The organism is Kurthia gibsonii (assembly GCF_006539985.1).
In the GTDB taxonomy this organism is placed as follows: domain Bacteria; phylum Bacillota; class Bacilli; order Bacillales_A; family Planococcaceae; genus Kurthia; species Kurthia gibsonii.
Map to the genome: position 1 here is coordinate 1 of NZ_BJOB01000015.1, position 24721 is coordinate 24721.

Here is a 24721-nt window from a genome sequence, read left to right on the forward strand (position 1 = left end):
CAATATCCTCTCTTTTTATTATGGAGCTTTAACAATTTACAACTTAATACCAACCACTCAAGTAAGCATCGAAGTCTTCACCAATTGTGTATAAATCTTCAATTGTGTTTTGGCTAACTTTTGGGTCAAGCATTAAGAATGAGAATCTAGAGTTCTCTCTATTATACTGAGCTAAATACTCATATTTTTTAACTTGGACCTTAATGACAACAACATATTTATTTACACGTACTAATTTAATTTTGTGTCCCCCAGAGATTTTCTTGTTGTATGAATAAGTTTTCCATACACCAGTTTCAAACTTTTCAGTTTTGAGTAATTTAGCACCTGGAGGAGTTTTAGAAGGTTTCTTTTTGAATGGGCTTACGTATGAAGTATTTGCAACTTTAGCTTTTACTGGAGTTGACTTAAGTTTTTTAGAGGGTTTTAAAGCTTGAGAAGGGTTAATTGTGCGATTTGTAAATGCGGCGTATTCAGCGCGTGTTACGACTTTATTTGCTTCGAATTTTCCTTTGTTTTCAGGAATAATTCCTTTAGCATATAATGTTGCAGCGTAATCTTTGTATGAGTTGGATTTAGTAATGTCATTGAAGATATAACCTTTTTGAAGTTTAAGTTTGAAGGTTTTTACTAGGATTTTTGACATTTCAGCACGAGTAACTTTATCATTTAAACCAAATTTGCCATTTGATTTCCCATCAATGATTCCTGCTCGGTAAGCAAGTTGAACTCGTTTGTAATTTGGGTCAGATTTTTTTACATCTTTGAATTCTTTCCCTTTTCGAACTGGTTTAAGTTGAGTTGCCTTAGCAGCCATAGCAATTACTTGTTTACGTGTAACACCTTGATTTGGGCGGAATGTTCCATCAGAGTAGCCTGAAATAATTCCTTTTTGTTTCATTGAAGTAATATGTTTGTACATTGAATGTGTTTTTGGTACGTCCTTAAATATTGTTGACTTTGATGTAGCAGCGTCAGCAGTAGATGTAGCAACTGAGAGAGCTAGTGTCAAGGCCAAGGTTGATGTGATTAACTTTTTAATCATTTTAATCTCTCCTTTTTGGTTGTGGTATATTTTATTGATTTTTTCTTTAAATTTATTTCTCAATAAGATTATACCATAGATTTACAGCTTTTCTAAAAAATTTTATGATATTTTTAAAGTTTGAAAATTGGTTAACTTTATAAATAATTCCTTTTTATTTCAATAATACTTAAGTATTATAATTGTTGTTTCTTTTTATTATAATGAGTTACAATTCATAATAACAATCTATTATATTGATTGAATTCATTCGATTTGGTTATGAATGGAAGGGGTGGGGGATATGGATTTACAACAGTTAAAGTATTTTCAGACGGTTGCACGTTTAGAACATATGACGCGTGCAGCGGATGTTTTGAATATATCGCAACCAGCGCTCAGTAAGGCAATTTCACAACTTGAACATGAAGTAGGGGCACCGCTATTTGAACGAGTAGGACGTGCGATCCGTTTGAATCGTTATGGCGCTCTATTTTTAGAAAGAACCGAACCAATCACTCAAATATTAGACGAAGCTAAACAGGAAATACGTGATTTGGTTGCACCGAATTCCGGCACAGTTGCGATTGGTTTTACACACTCGATGGGAACGAGATTAGTCTCAAGAGCTGTTCAAGCATTTCAAAAAGAGTATCCGGAGACGGAGTTTGAATTTGTTCAAAGGAACTCGCTACCGCTTGTACAAGACTTAAATAAAGGTCTATGTGATCTTTGTCTAATTCCCCATTTAGAAACAGATATTCCAATTGATTGGCGTGAACTGTGGCGAGAAGAAGTATATGTGATTGTCCCTCTACACCACCGTTTTGCCAAACAAGAAACGATTCGATTACAAGATTTAGCAGAAGATTCTTTTGTGACGATTAAGGAAGGAAACTCCTTGCGACAAATTCAGAATCATGTTTTTGAACAGGTTGGTATTTCTCCTAATATCGTATTTGAAGGTGAAGAATTTCATACGGTCGCAAGTTTTGTAGAAGCAGGTTTTGGAGTGGGCTTGTTGCCTGATTTACAGAGAATTGATGGCTATCAAATTAAAAGGCTGCATGTAACCGATGTAGTTTGCGAGCGTCGAATTGGGATTGCGACGATGAAAGGTCGTTACATTCCACAAGTCGCGAAACAATTTGAAGCATTTGTGAGTGAACATTTATATCATTTTACACAACTATAAAAAACATAGAACAAAATAAAAGGTAGAAGCCATTTTATATGACTCCTACCTTTTTATAATGAATCATTTTATCTATCTGTTTTGAACAGTCACTTGCACACCTTGTGTGTCAACATGTGCTGCTTTGATTGTATAGTCAGGTAAGTACTGTTGCATCTTTTCAACGAATTCATCTACTTTAGACGAGTCAATTAATGAAATCATCGTAGGACCTGCACCACTAATAGAAGTACCGAATGCTCCGTGATCGCGTGCTAATGTACGAATTGTTTCGTAGTTTGGAATTAAATGAGCGCGGAACGGTTCATGGAATAAATCGGCTTCCATAAATTTCCCTGCTAATGCGTAGTCTTGTTTTAAAAGAGCTGCGACAAGTAGGTTACTGTATGCACTTGCGTGTACGGCATATCCTTTTTCATATGTAGTAGGAAGCGCTTTACGGGCCTCGGCTGTTTTTAATTCGACATTTGGAATAAAGACAGCGAAAGCAGCGTCTACTTGTTTCTCATTGACTAGGTGTAACTCACCGTTTGGCAATGTAGCACCAACAACTAGTCCACCACATACAGAAGCAGCTGCGTTATCTGGATGACCTTCAATCTCAGAAGATAATGCACATTTTGCTTGTTCATCTAATTGTAAATCACATACGACATTGACAAGTTCAATCGCAGCAACAATCGCAGAAGCGCTACTGCCTAAACCACGTGCAAGTGGTAATTCACTATACATTTCAACTTTGCAAGCAGGTAGTTGTACATTGAATTTTTGAGCTACTTGTTGCGCCACTTGATAAACAAGGTGGTCTTCCACGATCATTTCAACTGGTAAATGGGATGAATGATGCACAAACTGCCATTCATCTTGTAATGTAACGTCTAGTTTTAAGTAAAGACCTAATGCGAGTCCAACCGAATCAAATCCCGGTCCAAGATTTGCCGTACTTCCAGGAACGGAGATGGACCACATTTTACTCATAGAACACCCTCGATGTATTCGCGGATTTTTTCTTCGTTATTTGGTAAAGAAACCATGCTAATTGTTGAAGCAGAAACAGCAGTATCAGGATCTTTTAAACCGTTACCTGTTAAGATAGCTACGACTTTACTGCCTTTTGGAATTGAACCATTTGCAACCGATTGAATCACACCTGCTAAAGAAGCAGCTGAACCTGGCTCAGCAAAAATACCTTCTTTTGCAGCGATTAAACGGTATGCATTTAAAATTTCTTCGTCTGTTACAGCACCAATTTTACCATGTGATTCATCGCGTGCTGCTTCAGCTAATTTCCAGCTTGCAGGGTTACCGATACGAATCGCTGTTGCAATTGTTTCAGGTTTTGCAATTGGCGCGCCTTGTACAATCGCTGCAGCACCTTCAGCTTCGAAACCGAACATTTTTGGAAGTGTTGTCCCTTTTTTCTCGTTATATTCTTTAAAGCCTTTCCAGTAAGCGCTAATGTTCCCTGCGTTACCTACAGGAATTGCCAAAATATCAGGTGCAGCACCTAATTGGTCGCAAATTTCAAAAGCAGCTGTTTTTTGACCTTCTAAACGATAAGGATTTACAGAGTTTACAAGTGCTACGTCTGTTGTTTCAGAAATATCACGTACTGCTTGTAATGCTTCATCAAAGTTACCGTCGATTTCGATAATTTTTGCACCGTACATATAAGCTTGTGCTAACTTACCGGCTGCTACTTTCCCTTTTGGAATCACAACAAGTGATTGAATACCAGCGCGTGCTGCATATGCTGCTGCTGCCGCTGATGTGTTCCCTGTTGAAGCACAGATGACGCACTTACTACCATCTTCTACAGCTTTTGCTACAGCCATTACCATACCGCGGTCTTTAAATGAACCTGTTGGATTTAATCCTTCATATTTTACGTGAAGATCGATTCCTAATTCTTCTGATAATGCGTTTAAACGGATTAAAGGTGTATTCCCTTCATGTAAAGTTAATGCTGGTGTTTTGTCAGTTACGGGTAAATATTCTTTGTATTGTTCAATTAAGCCTTTCCACATATAAATGCGCTCCTTTTTTGTACGTTCTTCAATTACAGTTGTTCATCTTGAAAAGACAACTGTTTTTCTATAAAAGACATTTTAACTTATTTTTGCATTTATATCTATAGTTCTTTAGAAATTTTCGGAACAATTTGAATTTGTAAAGGGATTGTCATAATAAATGAAAAAGGGTATAGTTATGTATATTCTAGTGACAAGACAGTTGGAGGGTTTTACGTGACAACAATAACAAAAGGCAAAAAGAAGCCGATTACACGAAATAAACTATTAGCAATTGCAGGAGTTGGCTGGCTCTTTGATGCATTGGACGTAGGAATTCTATCGTTCGTTATTGCAGCTTTAGCAGTGGAGTGGAATTTAACACCGACAGAGATGGGCTGGATTGGTAGTATTAACTCGATTGGTATGGCTGTTGGTGCGCTCGTATTTGGTTTAATGGCAGATCGTTTTGGACGAAAAGCTGTATTTATGTGGACGCTCGTTATTTTCTCAGTAGCAAGTGGTCTATCAGCTGCTACAACAACGCTAGCAGCTTTTATGGTACTACGCTTCTTCGTAGGAATGGGGCTCGGTGGAGAATTACCAGTAGCTTCAACATTGGTTTCTGAAAGTGTTGCACCAAAAGAGCGTGGACGTGTAGTCGTTCTTTTAGAGAGCTTCTGGGCAGGTGGTTGGCTACTAGCAGCGATTATTTCTTATTTTGTCATTCCAACATACGGATGGCGCGTGGCATTAATCTTAACAGCGATTCCAGCATTCTATGCAATTTACTTACGTATTAGTTTACCTGATTCACCAAAATATGAGGCGAATAAATCCAAAAGACAATCTATTTGGAAAAATATACAGTCTGTTTGGAAGAAAGAATATGCAAAGAGTACACTCATGCTATGGATTGTTTGGTTTATGGTGGTCTTCTCTTATTACGGTATGTTCTTATGGCTACCAAGTGTTATGGTCATGAAAGGATTCAGCATGATTCAATCATTTGAATATGTACTGATTATGACACTTGCACAATTACCAGGTTACTTTACAGCAGCTTGGATTATTGAAAAAGTAGGGCGTAAATTTGTGTTATCACTTTACTTACTTGGTACAGCAGTAAGCGCTTTAACATTCGGTTTTGCAGATACGACAGCGATGCTACTAGTATCAGGTATGTTCCTATCTTTCTTCAATTTAGGAGCGTGGGGTGCATTGTACGCTTATACGCCTGAAAATTACCCAACCATTATTCGTGGGACAGGTTCAGGTATGGCTGCTTCTGTAGGTCGTTTAGGTGGGATTTTCGGACCGCTATTAGTTGGGGTGTTAACAGCGAGAAGTATTGATATTAGTAGTATTTTTACAATTTTCACGATTGCGATTGTCATTGCCATTATCGCGATTATCTTCCTAGGAAAAGAAACGAAACAGATGGAAATTGATTAATAAAGAAGTGTAGTGATGCATTTAAAAATCACTACACTTTTTTTATTTTAATAAAAATAAAGTGTTTATGATGTTAATTATTGAAATATTCCATTATCATAATATTAATAAGTTAAACACATTATTTTTCGGTTGCTGGATATTTATTGAGATTTTTGGCTAGTTTTTCAGAAACAGTCTGTTGTAAATCAATATCCATGTGATCAGCGAGAGCAACTAAGTAAATGAATACATCAGCTAGTTCTTCTTTAATTGCTTGGTGATGCGTAGCAGTTGCTTCTTCACCTGTCTTCCATTGAAAAGGCTCTAATAATTCATTTGCCTCAAGTGAGATTGAGATAGCTAAAGCACGTGCATCTTGATTAAGGTGCCAACCGCGCTCTTTTCGGAATTCTAAAATTTCCTGTATTGTTTTTTGCATGAAAACGAACTCCTTAAAAATTCATTTAGTTTCATTATAACGGACCGATTGATTATATAATGTATGTAAGTAGAAAAGGATGGGGATTAAAATGAATAGTGACTTGTTAAAGACATTAAAGCCAACATTAGACGAAGTATTTTTACATTTGCATGAGAATCCAGAAAAAAGTTGGAGTGAAATAAGTACAACCAAATATATTGCAAATTTACTAGAAAGTCATGGATTTAAAGTACATCTTTTTGAACGTATTCCAGGTTTATATGCTGAATTTGGTAGTGGCAGTCCGGTTGTCGCTCTAAGAACAGACATGGATGCGCTATGGCAAGAAGTAAACGGCGAATTCCGTGCGAATCATTCATGTGGGCATGATGGACATATGACAATGGCTATTGGTGCTTGTTTATTTATTCAAGAATTAATTGATAAAAATCAGTTTTCAATGGACGAAGGCGGTACAATTCGCGTCATCTTCCAACCTGCGGAAGAAAAAGGGCAAGGGGCGTTATCGGTCATTGATACAGGGCTAATGGATGATGTGGATTATTTATTCGGTGTACATGTTCGCCCAATCCAAGAATTAAAAGATGGTGAATTTAGTCCAGCACTTCATCATGGTGCGTCACGCCAAGTATCATGTGAAATTTATGGTGAAGAGGCACATGCTGCTCGTCCTCATCTTGGAAAAAATGCGATTGAGATTGGTAGTAGTTTAGTAGACGCTTTGAAGTCAATTCATGTGGATACAACAATTCCTTGGTCTGTTAAAGTGACACGCTTCCAAGCAGGTGGTGAGGCTGGGAATGTTATTCCAGGTAAAGCCATTTTAACGATGGATGCACGTGCGCAAACAAATGCTGCAATGGAACAGCTAGGTGAAGGGATTAGTCGAAGTATTCGTGCCGTATCAGAAATGTACGGAGCACATATCGAACAAAAAGTATTATTAGATATCGCTGCTGCAGAAGTAAGTGACGAAGCGAGAGATATTTTGAAAAAGTCGATTATTGAAGCAGTAGGTGAAGATCATTTAGGTGAAGAAATCATCACACCAGGAGGAGAAGACTTCCATTTCTATACAAAACGTCGTCCTCATATTAAAGCGGCTATGCTGGGTCTTGGTTGTGGATTAGTACCAGGACTTCATCATCCACATATGACATTTAATCATGAGCAATTAATTGTCGGTGTAAATATTCTATCACGCGCTGTTATGACAGCATTAGAGCAGGCAAGAAAGCAATCCGCACCAGTGTTAGGGTGATAAACGAACATGAAAATTGAAAAATTTGTTTTACGAAAAATGAAAATGCGAATGAAGCATCCTTTTACGACAAGCTTTGGTACGGTACAAGATAAAGTATTTATTATAGTAGAGGCTTATGATGAAAAAGGTTTCTGTGGTTACGGTGAGGGGGATGCCTTTGAAATTCCGTGGTACACAGAAGAAACAGTCGAAAGCTGTTGGCATATGTTGCGAGATTTTTATATACCGAGATTACTCCATGTAGATTTTCAGCACCCCAGTGAAGTACGTGAACTTTTATCGATTTATCGCCGTAATCCAATGGCAAAGGCAGCTATTGAAACAGCGATTTGGGATGTCTATGCCAAGCGAATGAATAAACCACTTTATCAGGTAATTGGCGGTATCCGAAATGAAGTCGAAGTAGGTGTAAGTATTGGATTACAACCGACAAGCGAGCAACTATATGAAAAAATAGAGCAGGCATTACAAAATGGCGCGAAACGAATTAAAGTGAAAATTAAACCAGGTAACGACGTCGAAGTAGTTAAAACAATTCGTGCGCGCTATCCAGATGTACCGCTTATGGTTGATGCGAATTCAGCCTACACATTAGAAGATCTTCCTTTATTAAAAGAACTTGATGCCTATAATCTATTGATGATTGAGCAACCACTTGGAGCAGACGATTTAATAGAGCATGCGACGTTACAAAAAGAATTAAAAACACCGATTTGTTTAGATGAGAGCATTTGTAGTTTGAAAGATGCAAAAACAGCTATTGCCCTCAATGCAGGGCGAATCTTTAATATTAAAATTGCGCGTGTTGGTGGTATTGAAGAAGCTAGATTAATTCATGAAGAAGCGAGTAAAGCGGGTATTAAGATGTGGGGTGGCGGTATGCTAGAAGCAGGTATTGGGCGTGCGCATAGTGTTGCCATTGCGACATTAACAGATTTCACATTACCAGCTGATACTGCGGGGTCTCGTCACTATTTCGAAGAAGATTTGATTATTCCTGAAGTTGTTGTAGAGAAGGGTGTTATTCATTTACCTGAAAAAGCAGGTATTGGATATGATGTAAATCTAGATGCTTATGAACGATTTACAACAGAATATTTAATATGCAAATAATAGAAGTAGCGAGTGGTTTTTCAGCCCATTCGCTACTTTTGCTTTATGCGTAAACTTCTTCTTTTGTGGCATCTGTATATGTAGGTGGTTGTGTTAACATTTTACCTAAGAAAACCTCATCATAAAATTGACCGTTCAATTGAATCGCATATGGTCTTGTACCCTCAACTTCAAATTGTCTACTTTTATAATACGTCAGTGTATGATGATTCCCATCTAATACAGATGCATCTAATCGTTCAATTCCTTGTTTTTTTGCCCATTCTTCTGCTGCACATAGTAAGTCATGCGCGATTTCTGCTTTTTGATATTCGGGCATGAGTTGAAGCGATGTCATCGCACGATGTTGGAATCCTTGTGAGATATGTCGCCAGACTTGTGCAACACCACGAATATGTCCATCAACAACTGCCACAAAAAATTGTCCGGCATTTTTAACATTCCAATGCGAAATTCTTTTACGTAAAGCGGATAAAGTATCAGGAGCTTGTAAGAAATCATAGTGATTCATCGGCTCTACTTCTTTTAAGCGATGCATAAAACGCGTTAAATTGCGTACATCATTTAGCTCAGCTTGGCGAATAATATATGTGCATGTTGCGTCATTTGTTGTTTTGTTTTGTTGTACTTGTTGAGCAGAACGTTCAAATTGTACATAAAAACCAAGCTGTACTTTTGAAACGAAGTAGTTCTTTTCTGTCCACGCTAAAAAATGGTGTAAAGGTGGTTTTGTTTTTGTCCACCAGCTTCTATTTAAATAAGCTGCATTTGGCAACTTTTGTCCAATAATCGTTTCTATTTCAGAAAAAGAAAGTTGAATCACCGGTTCTTTTAATACATGAAAATAGTTGGCTAAAGGAATGTATTTCTTTTCGATTGCATGTTCCATAGTTCGACCTCTTTTTTCATTTCGTTTATATCAAAATAATATCATATATAACTATTTATTAGATACTAATTGAACTATATATAATATAACAGACAAAAAATTGTTAAAAAACAACGGTTAATAAAATGTTTAAAGGTAAAATAGTGCATAGATGAATTTTTATTTTCAAGGTTTCATTTCATTTTTTTTCATTTATAAATATGGTAAAATACATAGGATTAAATAAGTAAGTACATTTCTTTAGGAGGAATTTAGAATATGAGCAAAATTTTAGTTTTCGGGCATAAAAATCCAGATACAGATACGATTACATCTGCATTAGTTTATGCTTACTTAAAACAACAACTAGGTGTAGACGCAGAAGCAGTACGTTTAGGCGAAGTAAACAATGAAACAGCATTCGCTTTAGAAAAATTCGGTTTTGATGCACCACGCCTTGTTGAAAAAGTTGCACCTGAAGCAGCAGAAGTGATCTTAGTAGACCACAATGAATTCCAACAATCTGCTGAAGATATTCAAGATGTAACAATTAGCGAAGTAATCGATCATCACCGTATTGCAAACTTTGAAACAGCGAACCCACTTTACTATCGTGCAGAGCCAGTTGGTTGTACAGCAACGATTTTAAACAAAATGTTCAAAGAGAACGACGTAGAAGTTCCTGCAAACTATGCTGGTTTAATGTTATCTGCAATCGTATCAGATACATTATTATTAAAATCACCAACTTGCACACCACAAGATGTAAAAGCAGCAACAGAATTAGCTGCTAAAGCAGGTGTAAGCTTAGAAGAATATGGTCTAGCAATGTTAAAAGCAGGTGCAGACTTATCAGATAAATCACTAGAAGATTTATTATCACTTGATGCAAAAGAATTCGAAATGGGTTCAAACAAAGTCATCATTGCACAAGTAAATGCTGTAGACGTGAATGATGTATTAAGTCGCCAAGCAGAACTTGAATTATTATTAAATAAAGAAGTTGCAGAAAAAGGATTAGATTTATTCTTCTTCGTTGTAACAGATATTTTAAACAATGATTCAGTTGCAGTACCAGCAGGTCAATTAGCAACACGTTCAGCTGAAGCATTCGGTACAATTTTAGCGAATAATCAAATTGAGCTAAAAGGTGTAGTATCACGTAAAAAACAAATTGTCCCAACATTAACAGAAGCATTCCAATAAGAAAAAGATGCGCACTTACTTCGATTGTAAGTGCGTATTTTTTGATTCCAAAAATACCTATATGGGTATGAGCTGATAAATTGCTTTTTGATTCCTTTTCCCTATAGAATGGTGAAGAGGTGATTGGAATGAAAATCGAAGTATGGTCAGATTATGTATGCCCATTCTGTTACATTGGTAAAAGAGAGTTAGAGAAAGCAATTGAAAATACAGGCTTTAAAGGGAAAATTGATGTGGAGTTTAAAGCATATCAATTAGATCCAACATCGCCAGCAGAATCAGATGAATCGATGTACACAGCATTAGCGCGTAAATTCGGTTCTTCTGAAGAACAAGCAAAAGCACAAACGGAAGGTATTGCAGCACGTGCAAAAGAAGTCGGCTTACATTATGACTTTGATAAAATGACACCTGCCAATACATTTAAAGCACATCGTCTATCAAAATTTGCAGGCGAGCATGGTCTTGAAAAAGAGATGACAGAACGCTTATTAAAAGCTTACTTTGAAGAAGGTATGAAGATTGGTAATACAGATGTCTTAGTATCACTTGCAAAAGAAGTCGGGCTAGAGGAAGCAGCTGTACGTGATTTATTCGCAGATGATCAATTTGCAGCAGAAGTGCTTGCAGATATCCAACAAGCACGTGAGATTGGTGTACAAGGTGTTCCGTTCTTCGTACTAAATGAAAAATATGCTGTATCGGGAGCACAACCAACTTCTGTATTTGAACAAGCAATTAAACAAGTTGCCGAAGAAGAAGGCTTACGCCCAGGGTTAAAAATGATGGGGTCAGGTCAGTCTGGTGTATGTAAAGACGGACAATGTGAACTATAATGAAAAGTTGCCTACGATTTTCAGTCGAAAGTCGTAGGTTTTTTGATTGACTTAAAAAGCGATTTTCTGTATGATTAATTTATCTCGAAATCGAGACAATAATAAAATTGATTATATAAATAGGAGAGATTATTTTGACAAACGTATTAGTAGTAAAAGCAAATAATCGTCCTTCAACAGAAGGCGTTTCAAGTAAAATGTATGAAGTATTCATGGAGTCTGTAAAAGGTTTAGATAACGTAAATGTAACAACTTACGATGTATATGAAGAAGATACTCCATACTTCGGTCAAGACGTATTCAACGCTTACGGTAAATTAGCGCAAGGCGAAGAATTAAACGAAGTAGAAGCTGCTGTAATGGCCGCTCAAACAAAAGCACGTGAAGCAGTAACAAACGCAGATGTAGTTGTATTTGCTTTCCCACTTTGGAACTTAACAATCCCAGCTAAATTACAAACATTCATTGATTACGTATATGCTGCTGGATTCTCATTCAAATATGACGAGAACGGTAACTTAGTATCATTATTAACAGATAAAAAAGCAATCATCTTAAATGCTCGTGGCGGTATTTACTCAACTCCAGAAACAGCTGGTATGGAAATGGCAGTAAACTACATCAAAGCAGTAGTTGGCGGCGTATTCGGTATGGAAATCATTGATGAAGTAATCATCGAAGGTCATAATGCAATGCCTGCAAAAGCTGAAGAAATCAAAGCAGCTGGTTTCGAAGCAGTGAAAGCAGCAGCACAAAAATTAGCGAACGTAACAGTGAATGCTTAATTCATATAATCAGAGTCGTACATTCATGTACGGCTCTTTTTTATTATAAAATAATCAACAAAAAAGACACCGCGTCAATAGACACGATGTCTGTTAATATATAACCCTCTGAAAAAGGTATGGTTACCTGTTTTAATACTAGTCTAATGGATTTGCTTCGATTTCAACATGGATTTTAATTTCTTCACCAACAAGTACGCCACCTGTTTCTAAAGTTGAGTTCCATGTTAAACCAAAGTCTTTACGGTTAATTTTTGTGTTTGCTTCGAATGCTACAACTTCTGCACCCCATGGGTTACGTCCGCGTCCAGTATATTCTACTTTGAATGTAACAGGTTTAGTTACGTCACGAATTGTGAAATCACCTGTTAAATCATACTCTGCATCACCTGTTTTCTTGATATCTGTCGCAACAAATGTCATTTGTGGATATTTTTCAGCATCTAAGAAATCTTCAGAACGTAAGTGCATATCACGATCTTCGTTACGTGAATTAATACTTGCCACGTCAATTATAAATTTAATTTCAGCATCTGTTAAATCTTCAGGGTCTAATTTTAAGTCTGCAGTAAATGTATCGAATGAACCACGTACTTTTGCAATCATCATATGTTTGACTTCGAATCCTAAATTTGAGTGTGCACTGTCTACTTTAAATACTTGTTTTGTCATTATAAATCCTCCTAGAATTGTTTATTATTTGGTATTGAATACATCATAACGCATTTTTATCTCGGATTCAAGAGTTTTTAATTCGAGATAAAAAATTCAAGGAAATGGAAGATATTTTGCGATGTTTCTTCACAAATCTTCTACACTCACTTTTTCCCTTTATTCTTATACTAAAACCTAAAGATTTGTTCATTTTCGCACAGATAATTATTACAATTAGTCACACACACAAGAAATCTGTACAATAGAAAGTACGAGGTGAAGAAGATGACACAAAAAGAATTATGTCCTCGATTATCCAAAGCGATGGATTTGATTGGAAAGCGTTGGGTCGGTTTAATTTTGTATGATTTATTAGATGGTCCAAGACGTTTTAATCAAATACAGTCGAGCTTACCAATTAGTGGGCGTTTACTATCTGAGCGTTTAAAGGAATTAGAAAAAGAGGGGATTGTAGAACGTCATGTATATACAGAAGTCCCAATTCGTGTAGAGTATCGATTAACAGATAAGGGAATGAGTTTGGAAAGTACAATTCGTTCAATTGAAAAATGGTCGAAAGAGTGGCTTTAATGAATAAATACAGGTAGAATGTCTAATGTATATTCACGTTTTAAATGAACTTATTCGAGAAAGGAATGTATGTTTCAACTATGAAATTACAATGGGCAAAAGAATTAGAAGCGATTGTTGACCCTCAGCATATCAAAATCGATGAACCCTTAAATAAATATACAATGACAAAATTAGGAGGACCTGCTGATGTATTTGTCATGGCGACTACAGAAGAGCAAGCAGGTGCGGTTGTAAAATATGCACGCAAAAATAATATTCCGATTTTCCTATTAGGAAATGGATCGAACATGGTTATTCGTGATGGGGGAATGCGTGGAATCGTACTAAATCTTTCAAAACTTAACCAAATCCATATTGAAGGTACAACTGTCTATGCACAAGCAGGTGCGCTTATTATTGATGTATCAAAAGCAGCAGCAGCAGAATCACTAACAGGTTTGGAATTCTCATGTGGTATTCCAGGGTCAGTTGGTGGTGCAATGGCAATGAATGCAGGCGCATACGGTGGCGAAATTAATGATGTCATTAAAAGTTGTAAAGTTTTAACACGTGAAGGCGATGTAGTTGTTCTGTCAAAAGAAGAATTAGAACTAGGCTATCGTAAAAGTGTGATTCAATCAAAAGGCTTCTATGCACTTTCTTCTGTTTTCGAATTGAAGAAGGGAAATAAAGAAGAAATTGATGCAACAATTGCAGATTTAACACATAAACGTACGTCAAAACAACCATTAGAATATCCTTCAGCAGGAAGTGTATTCAAACGTCCTCCAGGCATGTTTGCTGGTAAGCTAATTCAAGATAGTGGCTTACAAGGAAAAGGTGTTGGCGGTGCAGAAGTTTCAACAAAACACGCAGGGTTCATCATTAATAAAGGCAATGCAACAGCGACAGACTATATTAAGACAATTGAAATGGTTCAACAAGTTGTAAAAGCAAAATTCGGTGTAGAGTTAGAAACAGAAGTGCGTATTGTCGGAGAAGATGTAGCACAACCAAAATAATTTTAAAAGCTACTAGAAAGTTCGTAACCTCATAGGGAATCGAACTTTCATAGGAGCTTTTTTACATAGGAATAAGGAGGCGCACTATATGAAATTCGTATCGTGGAATGTAAATGGTATTCGAGCAGTTGTTAAGAAAGGATTTATGGAATACTTTCAAGCTGTTGAGGCAGATTTCTTTTGTATTCAAGAATCAAAATGCCAAGAAGGTCAAATTGAATTAGATTTACCAGGCTATTATCAGTACTGGAACTATGCTGAACGAAAAGGCTATTCTGGTACAGCTATCTTCACTAAACATGAGCCACTTTCTGTACATTATGGTGTGGGGGAGCAAACAAGTGAAGAAGAAGGTAGGATTATTACGCTTGAATATGAAAAATTTTATCTGGTGAATGTATATACACCCAATACTAAACGCGACTTATCTCGTCTTTCTGGGCGTATGGAGTGGGAAGTGGAATTAAAAAATTATTTGCAACAATTAGATGCGAAAAAGCCTGTCATTTACTGTGGAGATTTGAACGTGGCACATGAAGCCATTGATTTAAAAAATCCAAAAACAAATGTAGGTAATGCTGGATTTACGATGGAAGAACGACAAGCAATGACTGCTTTACTCGAAGCGGGTTTTACAGATACATTCCGTTACCTTTATCCTGAAGAAGAAGGTAAATATAGTTGGTGGTCTTATATGAATAAAGCGCGTGATCGCAATATCGGTTGGCGTATTGATTACTTTATTATATCGAACCGAATTGCTCATACGATTCAAAAAGCTGAAATTCATGATGACATTTTAGGGAGTGATCATTGCCCAGTATTACTTCAGTTAAAGGAAAGCGAATGAACTTCTTAGCGGTATTTTTAGGAGGAGCTGTTGGAGCAACCCTTCGCTACTTTGTTATTCTATGGTCACCTGCTGAGGCAGTATTGTGGATTGTGAATATTATAGGCAGCTTTTCGATGGGGGCTTTACAAGCATACTATTTACAAAAGTCCGCACCCGTTTGGAAAGTATTTTGGACAACGGGCATACTAGGGTCATTTACTACTTTTTCATCTTTTTCAGCGGAATGGTTTACCCATTTTGAAGTAAATCCTTTTTACGCAAGTATCTATGCAGTTGGAATAACAATTAGTTGCTTTCTAGCTGCATACATAGGCTTTTTACTCTTGCGTAAGAGGGGAGAACGGATAGTATGATTTTATGGATTGCACTAGGTGGAGGGATTGGAGCAATTCTTCGTTACGTAACAGTCCTTGCTTTCGAAAAATATCAAAGCCCTTTTTATATAGCTACATTTATTGTAAATGTTATTGGTAGTTTGATTATGGGATTCATGATTTTGTATAACATACAAAGTCAAATTGTCTTCGCGTTTATTACGTTAGGTATATTAGGTGGTTATACGACATTCTCTACTTTTGCCTTTGATTTTGTTCGTTTAGCACAACAGAAAAAATATATAACTGCGATAGTTTATACGGGAAGTACACTTATTGTAAGCTTTATCTCCTTTTTAATAGGGCTGTACTTAGGTGGAAGAATTGTATAAATAAAAGCTCTATTACATGACCTCGACATGTAGTAGAGCTTTTTAAATGTATATGAAAAATTGAATAATATGCTAGATTTTAATATACTCAATACATTCGAAGAAATGACTTTATTCGAACCTGTATAAGATAAAAATGATTCATATAAAATAGAAAAAAGAGGGAAATACAATGGAATTAAAGGAATGGACGATTGAAGAACAAGAACCATTGATTCAATTTTTAACAACGAATGTATGGCCTTATCACGTGAATTCTCACCCAGGGAGAGAAATAATTGAAAAGGTGATTGAAGAAGGCGGCTATGAGTCAGACGATGTGAAGACGTTTTGGGTAGAGAATACAGAGGGTGAAAAAGTAGGTATTGTTCAACTCTATGATCTACAAGATGAAATTCCAATTTTCGACTTACGAATCGCAGAAAAGTATCGTGAAAAAGGTTATGGTCTACAAGCACTTCGATTAGTTTCAGAATATGTTTTCAAATTACCTGGTAAAATTCGTTTAGAAGGTCATACACGTCAAGATAATGTTGCAATGCGTAAAACATTTGAACGTGTAGGCTTTGTGAAGGAAGCGCATTTTAGAAAGGCATGGTACGTACCAAAAGAAGGTGAATACTACGATGCAATCACATATGGTATTACACGCGAAGATTTTTTATCGGGTGTAAAAACGCCAGTTTGCTGGGATGACGTAACAGAGGAACGTCCAAAGCCTCAAATTAATTGGGACTTTGAATCGAGCTTTGAGTCAGAGCGCTTAATTATCCGCATGCCAGAATTAGATGATACAGATGCTGTATTTGAAGCACAAAAGCGTTCTGCTCGCTCTTTAAAAGCCTACATGCCATGGGCTCAAAAAGAAGCTATACGCGAAGAAGTACGTGCAACATTACGTGAAGCAAATGCGAATTTCTTAGCACGAAAAGACTTACGCCTCCACGTATTTTTAAAAGAAACAGGCGAGTTTGTTGGAAGTTCAGGTCTACATCGAATTGATTGGGAAATTCCGAAATTTGAGATTGGTTATTGGATTGATGACCGTTTTGAAGGGAATGGATATATGACGGAAGCAGTCAAACGTATTACAGAGTTTGCTTTCGAAGAATTAAGCGCAAAAAGAATTGAAATTCGCTGTGACCGAGATAATGTTCGTAGTCGTGCTGTTGCAGAAAGAACGGGATACGAACTAGAAGGTATTTTACGAAATGATTGTTTAGATGCAAGTGGTATTCACCTTCGTGATACCTGTGTTTACGCTAAAATTGATGAAAGTTCTTCTCATTGATTTCGAAAAAAGTTCTGATTAGTACAAATAATTGACCTTTCTCTTGAAGTAGTTACGTTTTATGTTTCCATGTAGTAAGATAGAAGGATAAGACATTGAAAGAGAGGGAACTAGATGCCGACACCTAGTATGGAAGATCACATCGAACAGATTTATTTATTAATTAATCAGAAGGGCTATGCACGTGTATCGGATATCGCAGAAGCTCTATCAGTGCTTCCTTCTTCTGTTACAAAGATGGTTCAGAAGTTAGATAAGGATGGCTATTTAGTGTACGAGCGTTATCGTGGTTTAACTTTAACTTCAAAAGGTACGAAGCTAGGAAAGAGATTAGTCGATCGACATAGCTTATTAGAAAAGTTATTGCGTCTCATTGGTGTGAATGAGGAGCTGATTTATCATGATGTGGAAGGAATCGAGCATCATTTAAGTTGGAATTCAATTGATCGAATAGCAGATCTGATTCAAGTGCTAGAAGAAAATCCCGAGTTTCTTCAAAAGCTTGAAGTTGTTAGGAATCAACAAGAAGATTAACAACAAAACCCGTTCTTTAGTGCGAAAGGAGTCATAAAGTGACACAATTACAAGTAGGCGACGTTACAAAATTAGTCGTAAAGGAAATTTTAGATTCAAAATATATTTTAACGAATGATGAGGTAGATATTCCGTTAAATGCATCAGATGTAGAAGAAGAACTTCAATTGAATGATCATGTTGAAGTATTCTTATATGCTGACCGTCGTGGCGACTTAGCTGCAACAACAGCAATCCCACACATCTTAAAAGATGAATATGGTTTTGCAAAAGTATTACATGTAAGTGAACATGATGGTGCAAAAATCGATATCGGTACTTCGCGTGAAGTATTCGTTCCAGCAGAAGATCTACCAACACTTCGTGAATTATGGCCAGAGCCAGGCGATCATTTATATGTGACATTACGCGTTGATCGTAATGGTGGACTATTTGGTCGTTTAATTAATGAAGATCGTTTTTTAGAGCTTTATGAAGACGCAGACCCATCATTATTCAATCAAAATATTGTAGCAAGACCATATCGTTTATTACCTGTAGGTACATTTTTAATTGGTGTTGATGTACCATACCGTATTTTTGTTCATGAATCAGAGCGTAAAGCAGAACCAAGACTAGGTGCTGACGTAACCGTTCGTGTGATTGAAGTAAAAGAAGACGGTACAGTGAACGCTTCAATGTTACCACGTGTATATGAGCGTTTATCAGAAGACGCAGATCGAATTTTTGCCTACCTTCAAGAAGCAGGTGGTAAAATGCCATTCGGTGATAAATCCTCACCTGAAGAAATTAAAGAGATGTTTAACATGAGTAAAGGAGCTTTCAAACGTGCACTAGGTACATTAATGAAAGCAGGAAGAATTGTTCAAGAAGATGGATGGACTATTCTAAAATAACTTCTATTCGAAGTCATTCCAACTCCCCTCTCATTTTAACAGGAGGAGCCGTAGCTTTATGCGTAGGTACCCTCCTTTTTTTCATACTCAATTGTATAAAAAAGATGTTATAGACGGATAAAGAAACCTTTTCCTTATTTTTTCGTATTATTGTATAGCGCGAAAGAAACAGAAGAATTTGTAAAGGAGTGTAAGAATACATGAAAAAGCAAGTAATCGCCGTTGTGGCAGCAATTGGTCTGGCAACAACGTCTATTGCAGCACCAACAATTAGTTTAGCTAGTACAGCTACACAAACGAATAAAGATGCAGTAAATGAAAAACTAGGTGTACCAATCGCTGTATATGGTGATTCATTAACAGCAGATGAAAAAGAAAAAGTGAAGAAAAGTTTAAATGTAGCAGCAGATGAGGAAACAGAAGAAATCACTGTTACAGGAGCGGATATTGCGAAGTATATTCAAGATGGTAATCCACGCGCAAGACTATACTCATCAGCAAAAATCACGCCACAAGATAAAGGTAAAGGCTTAGCGATTAATATTGTCACACCAGATGATATTACAGAAGTAACGTCTGATATGTATGCCAATGCAATGTTAACTGCAGGTGTAGATGATGCAAAAGTAGATGTAGCGGCACCAAAACCTGTAACAGGACATTCTGCATTAGCAGGTATTTATAAAGCATATGAATCAACAACAGGTAAAAAGCTCGATAAAGACCGTACAGATGTAGCAAATCAAGAGTTAAATGTAGCAACAGGTTTAGCAAAAAATTCAAATGTTTCAGATGAAAAAGTAAGTCAGTTACTAACAGAAATTAAGCAAGAAATTGCAAAACAAAAGCCAGCTACAAAAGAAGAAGTAGCTCAAATTGTCGATGATAAATTAAGCACATTAAACATTCAATTAAGTGACCAAGATCGTCAAATGCTAGTTGATTTAATGGATAAAATCAGTAAGTTAGACATCGACTTTGGTAAATGGTCTTCACAACTAGATGACTTAAATAACACAATTAAAGATAAATTAGACAATATCAAAAATGATATTAATAGTGATACTGGTTTCTGGGCGAGTGTGAAGAACTTCTTCCAAAACCTTGTAGATACAGTAAAAGGTTGGTTTAACTAATTAGATAAAAAGCAATTGATGTAGAGCTGAAAACATCAATTGCTTTTTATTTTGCAATTTAAAATAAAGCATGTTAAGATGAATGTGGTAAATATCTCGAATTCAAGATATTTTTTAAAAGGAGTGTTTTATATGACATTACGATTAGGTGGTATTCACCACGTATCTTCTATTACTTCACATATTGAACGAAATCACGATTTTTTCACACGTATTTTAGGAATGCGCCTAGTTAAAAAAACCGTAAATCAGGATAATACATCTTCATATCATTTATTTTATGCGGATGCAGTTGGAACACCGGGGACAGATATGACATACTTCGATATCCCGATGGCAGGTAGAACACATGAAGGTGTATCGAGCATTAATAACATAGCATTTCGTGTGAAATCAGAAGAAGCACTAGCATTTTGGGTTCAACGCTTCGATGAGCTTGGTGTTGAACACGGAGAAATTGAAGAACGTTTTGGACGTAAAGTATTACCATTTCGAGACGAAGACTTGGCGCGTTTTTTACTTGTTGTAGATGACGGTTCGGGCATTCCATATGGAGAGCCTTGGAAAGTGGATGATATTCCACTTGAATATGCGATTGTTGGATTAGGTGGTGTGACATTGACACTACGTAATACACAGGCGACAGAGCGTGTTTTAACAAAAGTACTGGGTTTTGAATATATCGGAAGCTATCCATCACTTGTGCCGAACCAACCAAACATCTTAGTGTTTTCAACAGATCTTGGAGGACCAGCAGGAGAAGTGCATATTGAACAAAGACTCGATTTACCGATGGAAAGACCAGGTAGGGGCAGTGTGCATCACGTTGCGTTTAGAGTAAACAATTTTGAGGAATATGATGAATGGGTTAAAAAATTTGATGAACTTGGTTATGTAACATCTGGAAAAGTAGACCGTTACTATTTCCGTTCAATGTATTATCGTGATCCAAATGGCATTCTGTTTGAACTAGCAACAGATGAACCAGGTTTTGATGCAGATGAACCATTAGATGAAATGGGAAATAAATTAGCACTTCCACCATTTTTAGAACCGAAACGTACAGAAATAGAAGCGAGTCTTCATCCACTTAAAATCCAATAAATTGTGGTAAACTATGGAAAAGGAGGTTGATGAAATGGAATTTAGTTTAAAACAAGACGGAAATCAAGGTGCTTATATCCATGAAGTTAATGGAGAAAATGTTGCTGAAATTACGTGGACGCAATTAGGTGATGTTATGGTGATGGATCATACATTCGTAGATGATTCGCTGCGAGGACAAGGTGTTGCCAAACAATTATTAGATACTGCAGCGAACTATGCGCGTAAAAATCATTATAAAATGGAGCCTGTTTGTTCATATGTTGTCGCAGCTTTCGAGCGTTCGAACACATATGATGATATAAAAGTATCAAAAGTATGAAACCAAAAGCCATCTTTTCCGTAGATTTACATGGGAAGATGGTTTCTTTTTATGAAATTATTTGAAATTTACCCAATAATATGTAGAATGAAAAATTGAAAGGATGAGAATATGAAAAGAACTGTAGAAAAAGTATTAACAATGGCAGCAATCATCTGTAGTGTACTAGGAATAGGTTTAATGTCTGTTATAATCTTCGGTATTGGCGTCGTTTTTGATGATCCGAATACAGTTGAAGAAATTGTAGTCGAACAAAATCAGACAGGGCAAGAACAAATGACTGTTGAGGAGATGCAAGAAGCTATTGATGTCATTCAACCGTTCGTTAATACATTTGGTTGGGTGATTGTCGCATTATTAGTGATTTCAGTTGTTTTAGGTATTATCGCGTTTGTTTATCTAATGAAGAATAAAAGCATGAACGCAACAGGCGGTCTATTAATCGCAGCAGGTGTATTATCAGGATTGATTAGTATTACATCAATTTTATATTATATCGCAGCAATTATGTGCTTTGTACGCAAACCAAAGCCAACTGATCAAACATTACCACCAATGCAATAAGAAAAAGAACAGGAGAAGTGCAGATTACTGCAATTTCTCCTGTTCTTTTTTTAACAACTCACCTTGAATGATTTGAAAGATAGTTTTCTTAATATGTTCTGGCACATGTGTGAATTCAGTTTCAGGCTTATAAATAAAGGTATGTTGTACCATCGACAATGTTGCACCGATAATACCAACTTGTAATAACTTCAAATCGATTTCCATTATTCGACCGTGTTTCATGCGCCTTAAAATTTCATGATCTCCATGTGTTAATTCGTATAAACTCGTTGTATATTGTTCTGATAGTTCAGGGTGGCGAACCGCTTCCGTAAATAAAATTGTAAATTGTGGACGGTTGGCAAAAATCTTTTCAAGTAAATCAGAAGTCCATAGTTGGATTAGTTCATCATTCGTCAAAGAAATAAGCTCTTCTTTCGGACGATTAAATAAAACACTTGGTTGAACAGTAGCTAATAACAAATCATGTTTATTTTTAAAGTATTTATACATAGCAGCTTCTGAAATATCAGCCTGCTTTGCAATTTGTGCTGTTGATGTACAGTCGTAGCCTTGACGATAAAATAGACTGCGCGCGATATGTAAAATACGTTGTTTCGTTAGATTTCCTTTTGTACTCTTTGGTTCATACATATTGAATCACCTCAAATGAGCAAATACGTCATAAAAAAAGAGAGTAGTTTCCGCTACCCCCTCTAGATGAAGTTAAAATCGAAAAATCCGTTCAACAACTAAACCGAGCGAACAGATTATTGACGAGATTCTAATTCTCTCTACATAAAAGTTAGTGTCCACTAACTCTAGAATCCTTATATATTATACATACAAAATATAGGTAATGTAAACAATTTATTTCAAAAAAAATAGAATTTGTATCATTTGAAATATTAGGTCACTTAAATGTAATATAGAAAATAGTAAATGTTAGGTTGAGGAAAAGTTGTTTCGGGTATAATAGTTTTAATGAACTTAACTGGGAGGAATTTATTATGAGTAAAAAGAAAACATTATTATTAGCAAGTTTAGCAGCAGGAGCTTATGCATACTTAAAGAAACCAGAAAATCGTGAAAAAGCATTAGCTGCTTTCAACAGCACAAAAGATAAAGTAAATGAGTACGTAAATGCAAATAAAGATAAAACAGGTGAAGAGCGTCATAATGATGAAAAAGTTGTACATGCAACACACTATGATGATAGCATTACTGGTAATCCTGAAAAAGACTACAAAATTGAAGAAAATGAAATGGTAGCAGAAGGCGGTTTAACATCTGTTCAATACCAAAATGAAGAACAAGAGAAGAAATAATTGTGTAAAAGAAAAGGAATCACGTCCTCATAGCGACGCGATTCCTTTTTCGTATCATAAATTAAGCGTGTACTGGAGGAAGCATTTGACCATATTGAGCTAGGTTCGTATGGAATGAGAACGCTTTTTCAAGTACATGAGGTGTATGCCCGCCGCGTGTATTAGCTTCTTCTAAGTAAGCGCGTAACGCTGGTTTATAATCAGGATGTACACATTTTTCGATAATTAGTTCAGCGCGTTCGCGTGGAGCTAAACCGCGTAAATCAGCTAAACCTTGTTCAGTTACAACAACATCTACATCATGTTCGTTGTGGTCAACGTGTGAAACGAATGGTACAACAGATGAGATTTTGCCTTCTTTAGCATATGATTTTGTAATGAAGATGGACGTACGTGCAGCACGAGCGAAGTCACCAGAACCGCCGATACCATTCATCATTTTATTACCTGCTACATGTGTAGAGTTTACGTTACCATAAATATCAAACTCAAGTGCTGTATTCATCGCGATCAAGCCCATACGACGAACTAATTCAGGATGGTTTGAAATCTCTTGTGGACGTAAGCAAAGTTTATCTTTATAACGTTCTAAGTTACCAAATACAGAGTCTAATTTTTCGGCTGTAAGAGAAGTCGCACAACCAGAAGCGAATTTTACTTTACCAGCATCGATTAAATCGAATACAGAATCTTGCAGTACTTCAGAATAAACTTCTAAGTCTTTGAATTCTGAGTTTGCCATACCGCCAAGAACAGCATTGGCTACAGAACCAACACCTGACTGTAGAGGTGCAAGTGTTTCTGTTAGACGACCTTCTTTTACTTCTTTACGAAAGAAGTCGATAATATGATTTGCAATTTGTTGTGTTTCAGCGTCAATTGCAGTCATTGTAGTTGGCGTATCTACTTGATCTGTTAATACGATTGCAGCTACTTTATCAAAGTCTAATGGAATACCGATTGTACCAATGCGGTCTGAAGCGTTTACAAGTGGAATCGGTCCGCGTTTGCCCTGTGCTTCCGGTACATAAATATCATGAATACCTTCTAATTGTTCATATGAAGCTAAGTTTAACTCAATGATAACTTTTTTAGCTGTTTGAACATAGATTGGTGAGTTACCAACAGAAGTTGTTGGAATTAACATACCATCTTCAGTAATTGCGACAGCTTCTACTACAGCAACATCAATTGTATCAATAGCATTTTGGCGTAAGTATTCAGCTGTTACTGATAAATGTTGGTCAACAAAATACATATCTTGTTTATTGATATGATTGCGCATTGTGCGGTCTAATTGGAATGGAAGACGTTTATTAACGATTCCAGCATCTGACATTAAAGCATCAATATCTGAACCTAATGAAGCACCTGTGAATACGTTTACTTTAAATTTCTCACCAGCATTTGCACGATTAACTAATGCCATTGGAATAGCTTTAGCATCTCCAGCACGAGTGAAACCACTTAAACCAAGAGTCATACCATCTGTAATAATACGAGCCGCTTCTTCAGCAGACATTACTTTATCAGCAAGTGCTGTGGCGCGTAATCTTTCTTCAACTTTTGCAACCATG

At 36.5% G+C, this 24721-nt stretch carries 28 protein-coding genes; 20 read left to right on the plus strand and 8 right to left on the minus strand.

What is annotated here, in order from left to right; translation table 11 throughout:
- Positions 1-43 precede the first annotated feature (43 nt).
- Positions 44-1045: an S-layer homology domain-containing protein gene (locus KGI01_RS06470; RefSeq protein WP_141274015.1), complete on the minus strand. Its 1002-nt coding sequence runs from the start codon at positions 1043-1045 to the stop codon at positions 44-46.
- A 283-nt stretch (positions 1046-1328) separates the two neighbouring features.
- Here KGI01_RS06470 and KGI01_RS06475 point away from each other — a divergent pair, with 283 nt between their 5' ends.
- The gene (locus KGI01_RS06475; RefSeq protein WP_170214751.1) at positions 1329-2219 is read left to right on the plus strand and encodes a LysR family transcriptional regulator; all 891 of its coding nucleotides are present in this window, start codon (positions 1329-1331) and stop codon (positions 2217-2219) included.
- A gap of 72 nt (positions 2220-2291) precedes the next feature.
- On the opposite strand, the gene thrB is transcribed toward KGI01_RS06475, so the two are convergent.
- Positions 2292-3197, minus strand: coding sequence for a homoserine kinase (gene thrB, locus KGI01_RS06480; protein WP_141274017.1), 906 nt, complete (start codon positions 3195-3197; stop codon positions 2292-2294).
- Positions 3194-4246, minus strand: coding sequence for a threonine synthase (gene thrC, locus KGI01_RS06485; RefSeq protein WP_141274018.1), 1053 nt, complete (start codon positions 4244-4246; stop codon positions 3194-3196). Before thrC ends, thrB begins: the two co-directional genes overlap by 4 nt.
- Positions 4247-4465: 219 nt before the next feature.
- Between thrC and KGI01_RS06490 the strand changes: the two genes are divergently transcribed.
- The gene (locus KGI01_RS06490) at positions 4466-5683 is read left to right on the plus strand and encodes an MFS transporter (protein WP_141274019.1); all 1218 of its coding nucleotides are present in this window, start codon (positions 4466-4468) and stop codon (positions 5681-5683) included.
- Between the two features lie 121 nt (positions 5684-5804).
- On the opposite strand, the gene KGI01_RS06495 is transcribed toward KGI01_RS06490, so the two are convergent.
- The gene (locus KGI01_RS06495) at positions 5805-6104 is read right to left on the minus strand and encodes a nucleotide pyrophosphohydrolase (protein ID WP_141274020.1); all 300 of its coding nucleotides are present in this window, start codon (positions 6102-6104) and stop codon (positions 5805-5807) included.
- A gap of 91 nt (positions 6105-6195) precedes the next feature.
- On the opposite strand from KGI01_RS06495, the gene KGI01_RS06500 reads away from it, so the two are divergent.
- Both KGI01_RS06500 and menC read left to right on the plus strand, forming a co-directional pair.
- Complete coding sequence (locus KGI01_RS06500) at positions 6196-7368, plus strand: M20 peptidase aminoacylase family protein (protein ID WP_141274021.1); 1173 nt, start codon at positions 6196-6198, stop codon at positions 7366-7368.
- Between the two features lie 9 nt (positions 7369-7377).
- Positions 7378-8484, plus strand: coding sequence for an o-succinylbenzoate synthase (gene menC / locus KGI01_RS06505; RefSeq protein ID WP_141274022.1), 1107 nt, complete (start codon positions 7378-7380; stop codon positions 8482-8484).
- Positions 8485-8527: 43 nt separating this feature from the next.
- Here menC and KGI01_RS06510 read toward each other — a convergent pair whose 3' ends face one another.
- Positions 8528-9373, minus strand: a complete 846-nt coding sequence (locus tag KGI01_RS06510) for a GNAT family N-acetyltransferase (RefSeq protein WP_141274023.1) — start codon at positions 9371-9373, stop codon at positions 8528-8530.
- A 258-nt stretch (positions 9374-9631) separates the two neighbouring features.
- Between KGI01_RS06510 and KGI01_RS06515 the strand changes: the two genes are divergently transcribed.
- The 3 genes from KGI01_RS06515 (at position 9632) to KGI01_RS06525 (ending at position 12179) form a co-directional block, all read left to right on the plus strand.
- Complete coding sequence (locus KGI01_RS06515; RefSeq protein ID WP_141274024.1) at positions 9632-10558, plus strand: manganese-dependent inorganic pyrophosphatase; 927 nt, start codon at positions 9632-9634, stop codon at positions 10556-10558.
- Between the two features lie 128 nt (positions 10559-10686).
- Positions 10687-11394 carry a DsbA family oxidoreductase gene (locus KGI01_RS06520; protein ID WP_141274025.1) on the plus strand — a complete coding sequence of 236 codons (708 nt, stop codon included), beginning with the start codon at positions 10687-10689 and terminating at the stop codon, positions 11392-11394.
- 134 nt (positions 11395-11528) lie between these two features.
- On the plus strand, positions 11529-12179 hold the full coding sequence (locus tag KGI01_RS06525) for an FMN-dependent NADH-azoreductase (RefSeq protein ID WP_087681096.1): 651 nt from the start codon (positions 11529-11531) through the stop codon (positions 12177-12179).
- 138 nt (positions 12180-12317) lie between these two features.
- On the opposite strand, the gene KGI01_RS06530 is transcribed toward KGI01_RS06525, so the two are convergent.
- Complete coding sequence (locus KGI01_RS06530) at positions 12318-12851, minus strand: YceI family protein (RefSeq protein WP_141274026.1); 534 nt, start codon at positions 12849-12851, stop codon at positions 12318-12320.
- Between the two features lie 267 nt (positions 12852-13118).
- Here KGI01_RS06530 and KGI01_RS06535 point away from each other — a divergent pair, with 267 nt between their 5' ends.
- The 12 genes from KGI01_RS06535 (at position 13119) to KGI01_RS06590 (ending at position 21834) form a co-directional block, all read left to right on the plus strand.
- Positions 13119-13424 carry a winged helix-turn-helix transcriptional regulator gene (locus tag KGI01_RS06535; RefSeq protein WP_141274027.1) on the plus strand — a complete coding sequence of 102 codons (306 nt, stop codon included), beginning with the start codon at positions 13119-13121 and terminating at the stop codon, positions 13422-13424.
- An 80-nt stretch (positions 13425-13504) separates the two neighbouring features.
- The gene (gene murB / locus KGI01_RS06540) at positions 13505-14428 is read left to right on the plus strand and encodes a UDP-N-acetylmuramate dehydrogenase (RefSeq protein ID WP_141274028.1); all 924 of its coding nucleotides are present in this window, start codon (positions 13505-13507) and stop codon (positions 14426-14428) included.
- An 88-nt stretch (positions 14429-14516) separates the two neighbouring features.
- Positions 14517-15278, plus strand: a complete 762-nt coding sequence (locus KGI01_RS06545) for an exodeoxyribonuclease III (RefSeq protein WP_141274029.1) — start codon at positions 14517-14519, stop codon at positions 15276-15278.
- Complete coding sequence (locus KGI01_RS06550; protein ID WP_218026242.1) at positions 15275-15634, plus strand: fluoride efflux transporter FluC; 360 nt, start codon at positions 15275-15277, stop codon at positions 15632-15634. Before KGI01_RS06545 ends, KGI01_RS06550 begins: the two co-directional genes overlap by 4 nt.
- Positions 15631-15987, plus strand: coding sequence for a fluoride efflux transporter FluC (locus KGI01_RS06555; RefSeq protein WP_141274031.1), 357 nt, complete (start codon positions 15631-15633; stop codon positions 15985-15987). The genes KGI01_RS06550 and KGI01_RS06555 overlap by 4 nt, the downstream gene beginning before the upstream one ends.
- 172 nt (positions 15988-16159) lie before the next feature.
- A complete protein-coding gene (locus tag KGI01_RS06560) occupies positions 16160-17278 on the plus strand; it encodes a GNAT family N-acetyltransferase (RefSeq protein WP_141274032.1) in 1119 nt (372 codons plus the stop codon).
- Positions 17279-17392: 114 nt separating this feature from the next.
- On the plus strand, positions 17393-17812 hold the full coding sequence (gene mntR, locus KGI01_RS06565) for a transcriptional regulator MntR (RefSeq protein WP_141274033.1): 420 nt from the start codon (positions 17393-17395) through the stop codon (positions 17810-17812).
- Between the two features lie 38 nt (positions 17813-17850).
- Positions 17851-18708 carry a CvfB family protein gene (locus KGI01_RS06570; RefSeq protein ID WP_141274034.1) on the plus strand — a complete coding sequence of 286 codons (858 nt, stop codon included), beginning with the start codon at positions 17851-17853 and terminating at the stop codon, positions 18706-18708.
- 200 nt (positions 18709-18908) lie between these two features.
- Positions 18909-19844: a DUF1002 domain-containing protein gene (locus tag KGI01_RS06575; RefSeq protein ID WP_087681100.1), complete on the plus strand. Its 936-nt coding sequence runs from the start codon at positions 18909-18911 to the stop codon at positions 19842-19844.
- A gap of 132 nt (positions 19845-19976) precedes the next feature.
- Complete coding sequence (locus KGI01_RS06580; protein ID WP_141274035.1) at positions 19977-20948, plus strand: ring-cleaving dioxygenase; 972 nt, start codon at positions 19977-19979, stop codon at positions 20946-20948.
- A gap of 34 nt (positions 20949-20982) precedes the next feature.
- Positions 20983-21270, plus strand: coding sequence for a GNAT family N-acetyltransferase (locus tag KGI01_RS06585; RefSeq protein WP_141274036.1), 288 nt, complete (start codon positions 20983-20985; stop codon positions 21268-21270).
- Between the two features lie 111 nt (positions 21271-21381).
- The gene (locus KGI01_RS06590) at positions 21382-21834 is read left to right on the plus strand and encodes a DUF4064 domain-containing protein (RefSeq protein ID WP_141274037.1); all 453 of its coding nucleotides are present in this window, start codon (positions 21382-21384) and stop codon (positions 21832-21834) included.
- A 24-nt stretch (positions 21835-21858) separates the two neighbouring features.
- Here KGI01_RS06590 and KGI01_RS06595 read toward each other — a convergent pair whose 3' ends face one another.
- Positions 21859-22470, minus strand: a complete 612-nt coding sequence (locus KGI01_RS06595; protein WP_141274038.1) for a TetR/AcrR family transcriptional regulator — start codon at positions 22468-22470, stop codon at positions 21859-21861.
- Between the two features lie 356 nt (positions 22471-22826).
- Between KGI01_RS06595 and KGI01_RS06600 the strand changes: the two genes are divergently transcribed.
- On the plus strand, positions 22827-23144 hold the full coding sequence (locus KGI01_RS06600) for a YbyB family protein (protein ID WP_068450558.1): 318 nt from the start codon (positions 22827-22829) through the stop codon (positions 23142-23144).
- 61 nt (positions 23145-23205) lie between these two features.
- Here the strand turns inward: KGI01_RS06600 and KGI01_RS06605 are convergent, their stop codons facing one another.
- The gene (locus KGI01_RS06605; protein ID WP_141274039.1) at positions 23206-24720 is read right to left on the minus strand and encodes a succinyl-CoA:acetate CoA-transferase ScpC; all 1515 of its coding nucleotides are present in this window, start codon (positions 24718-24720) and stop codon (positions 23206-23208) included.
- Position 24721: the final 1 nt, after the last annotated feature.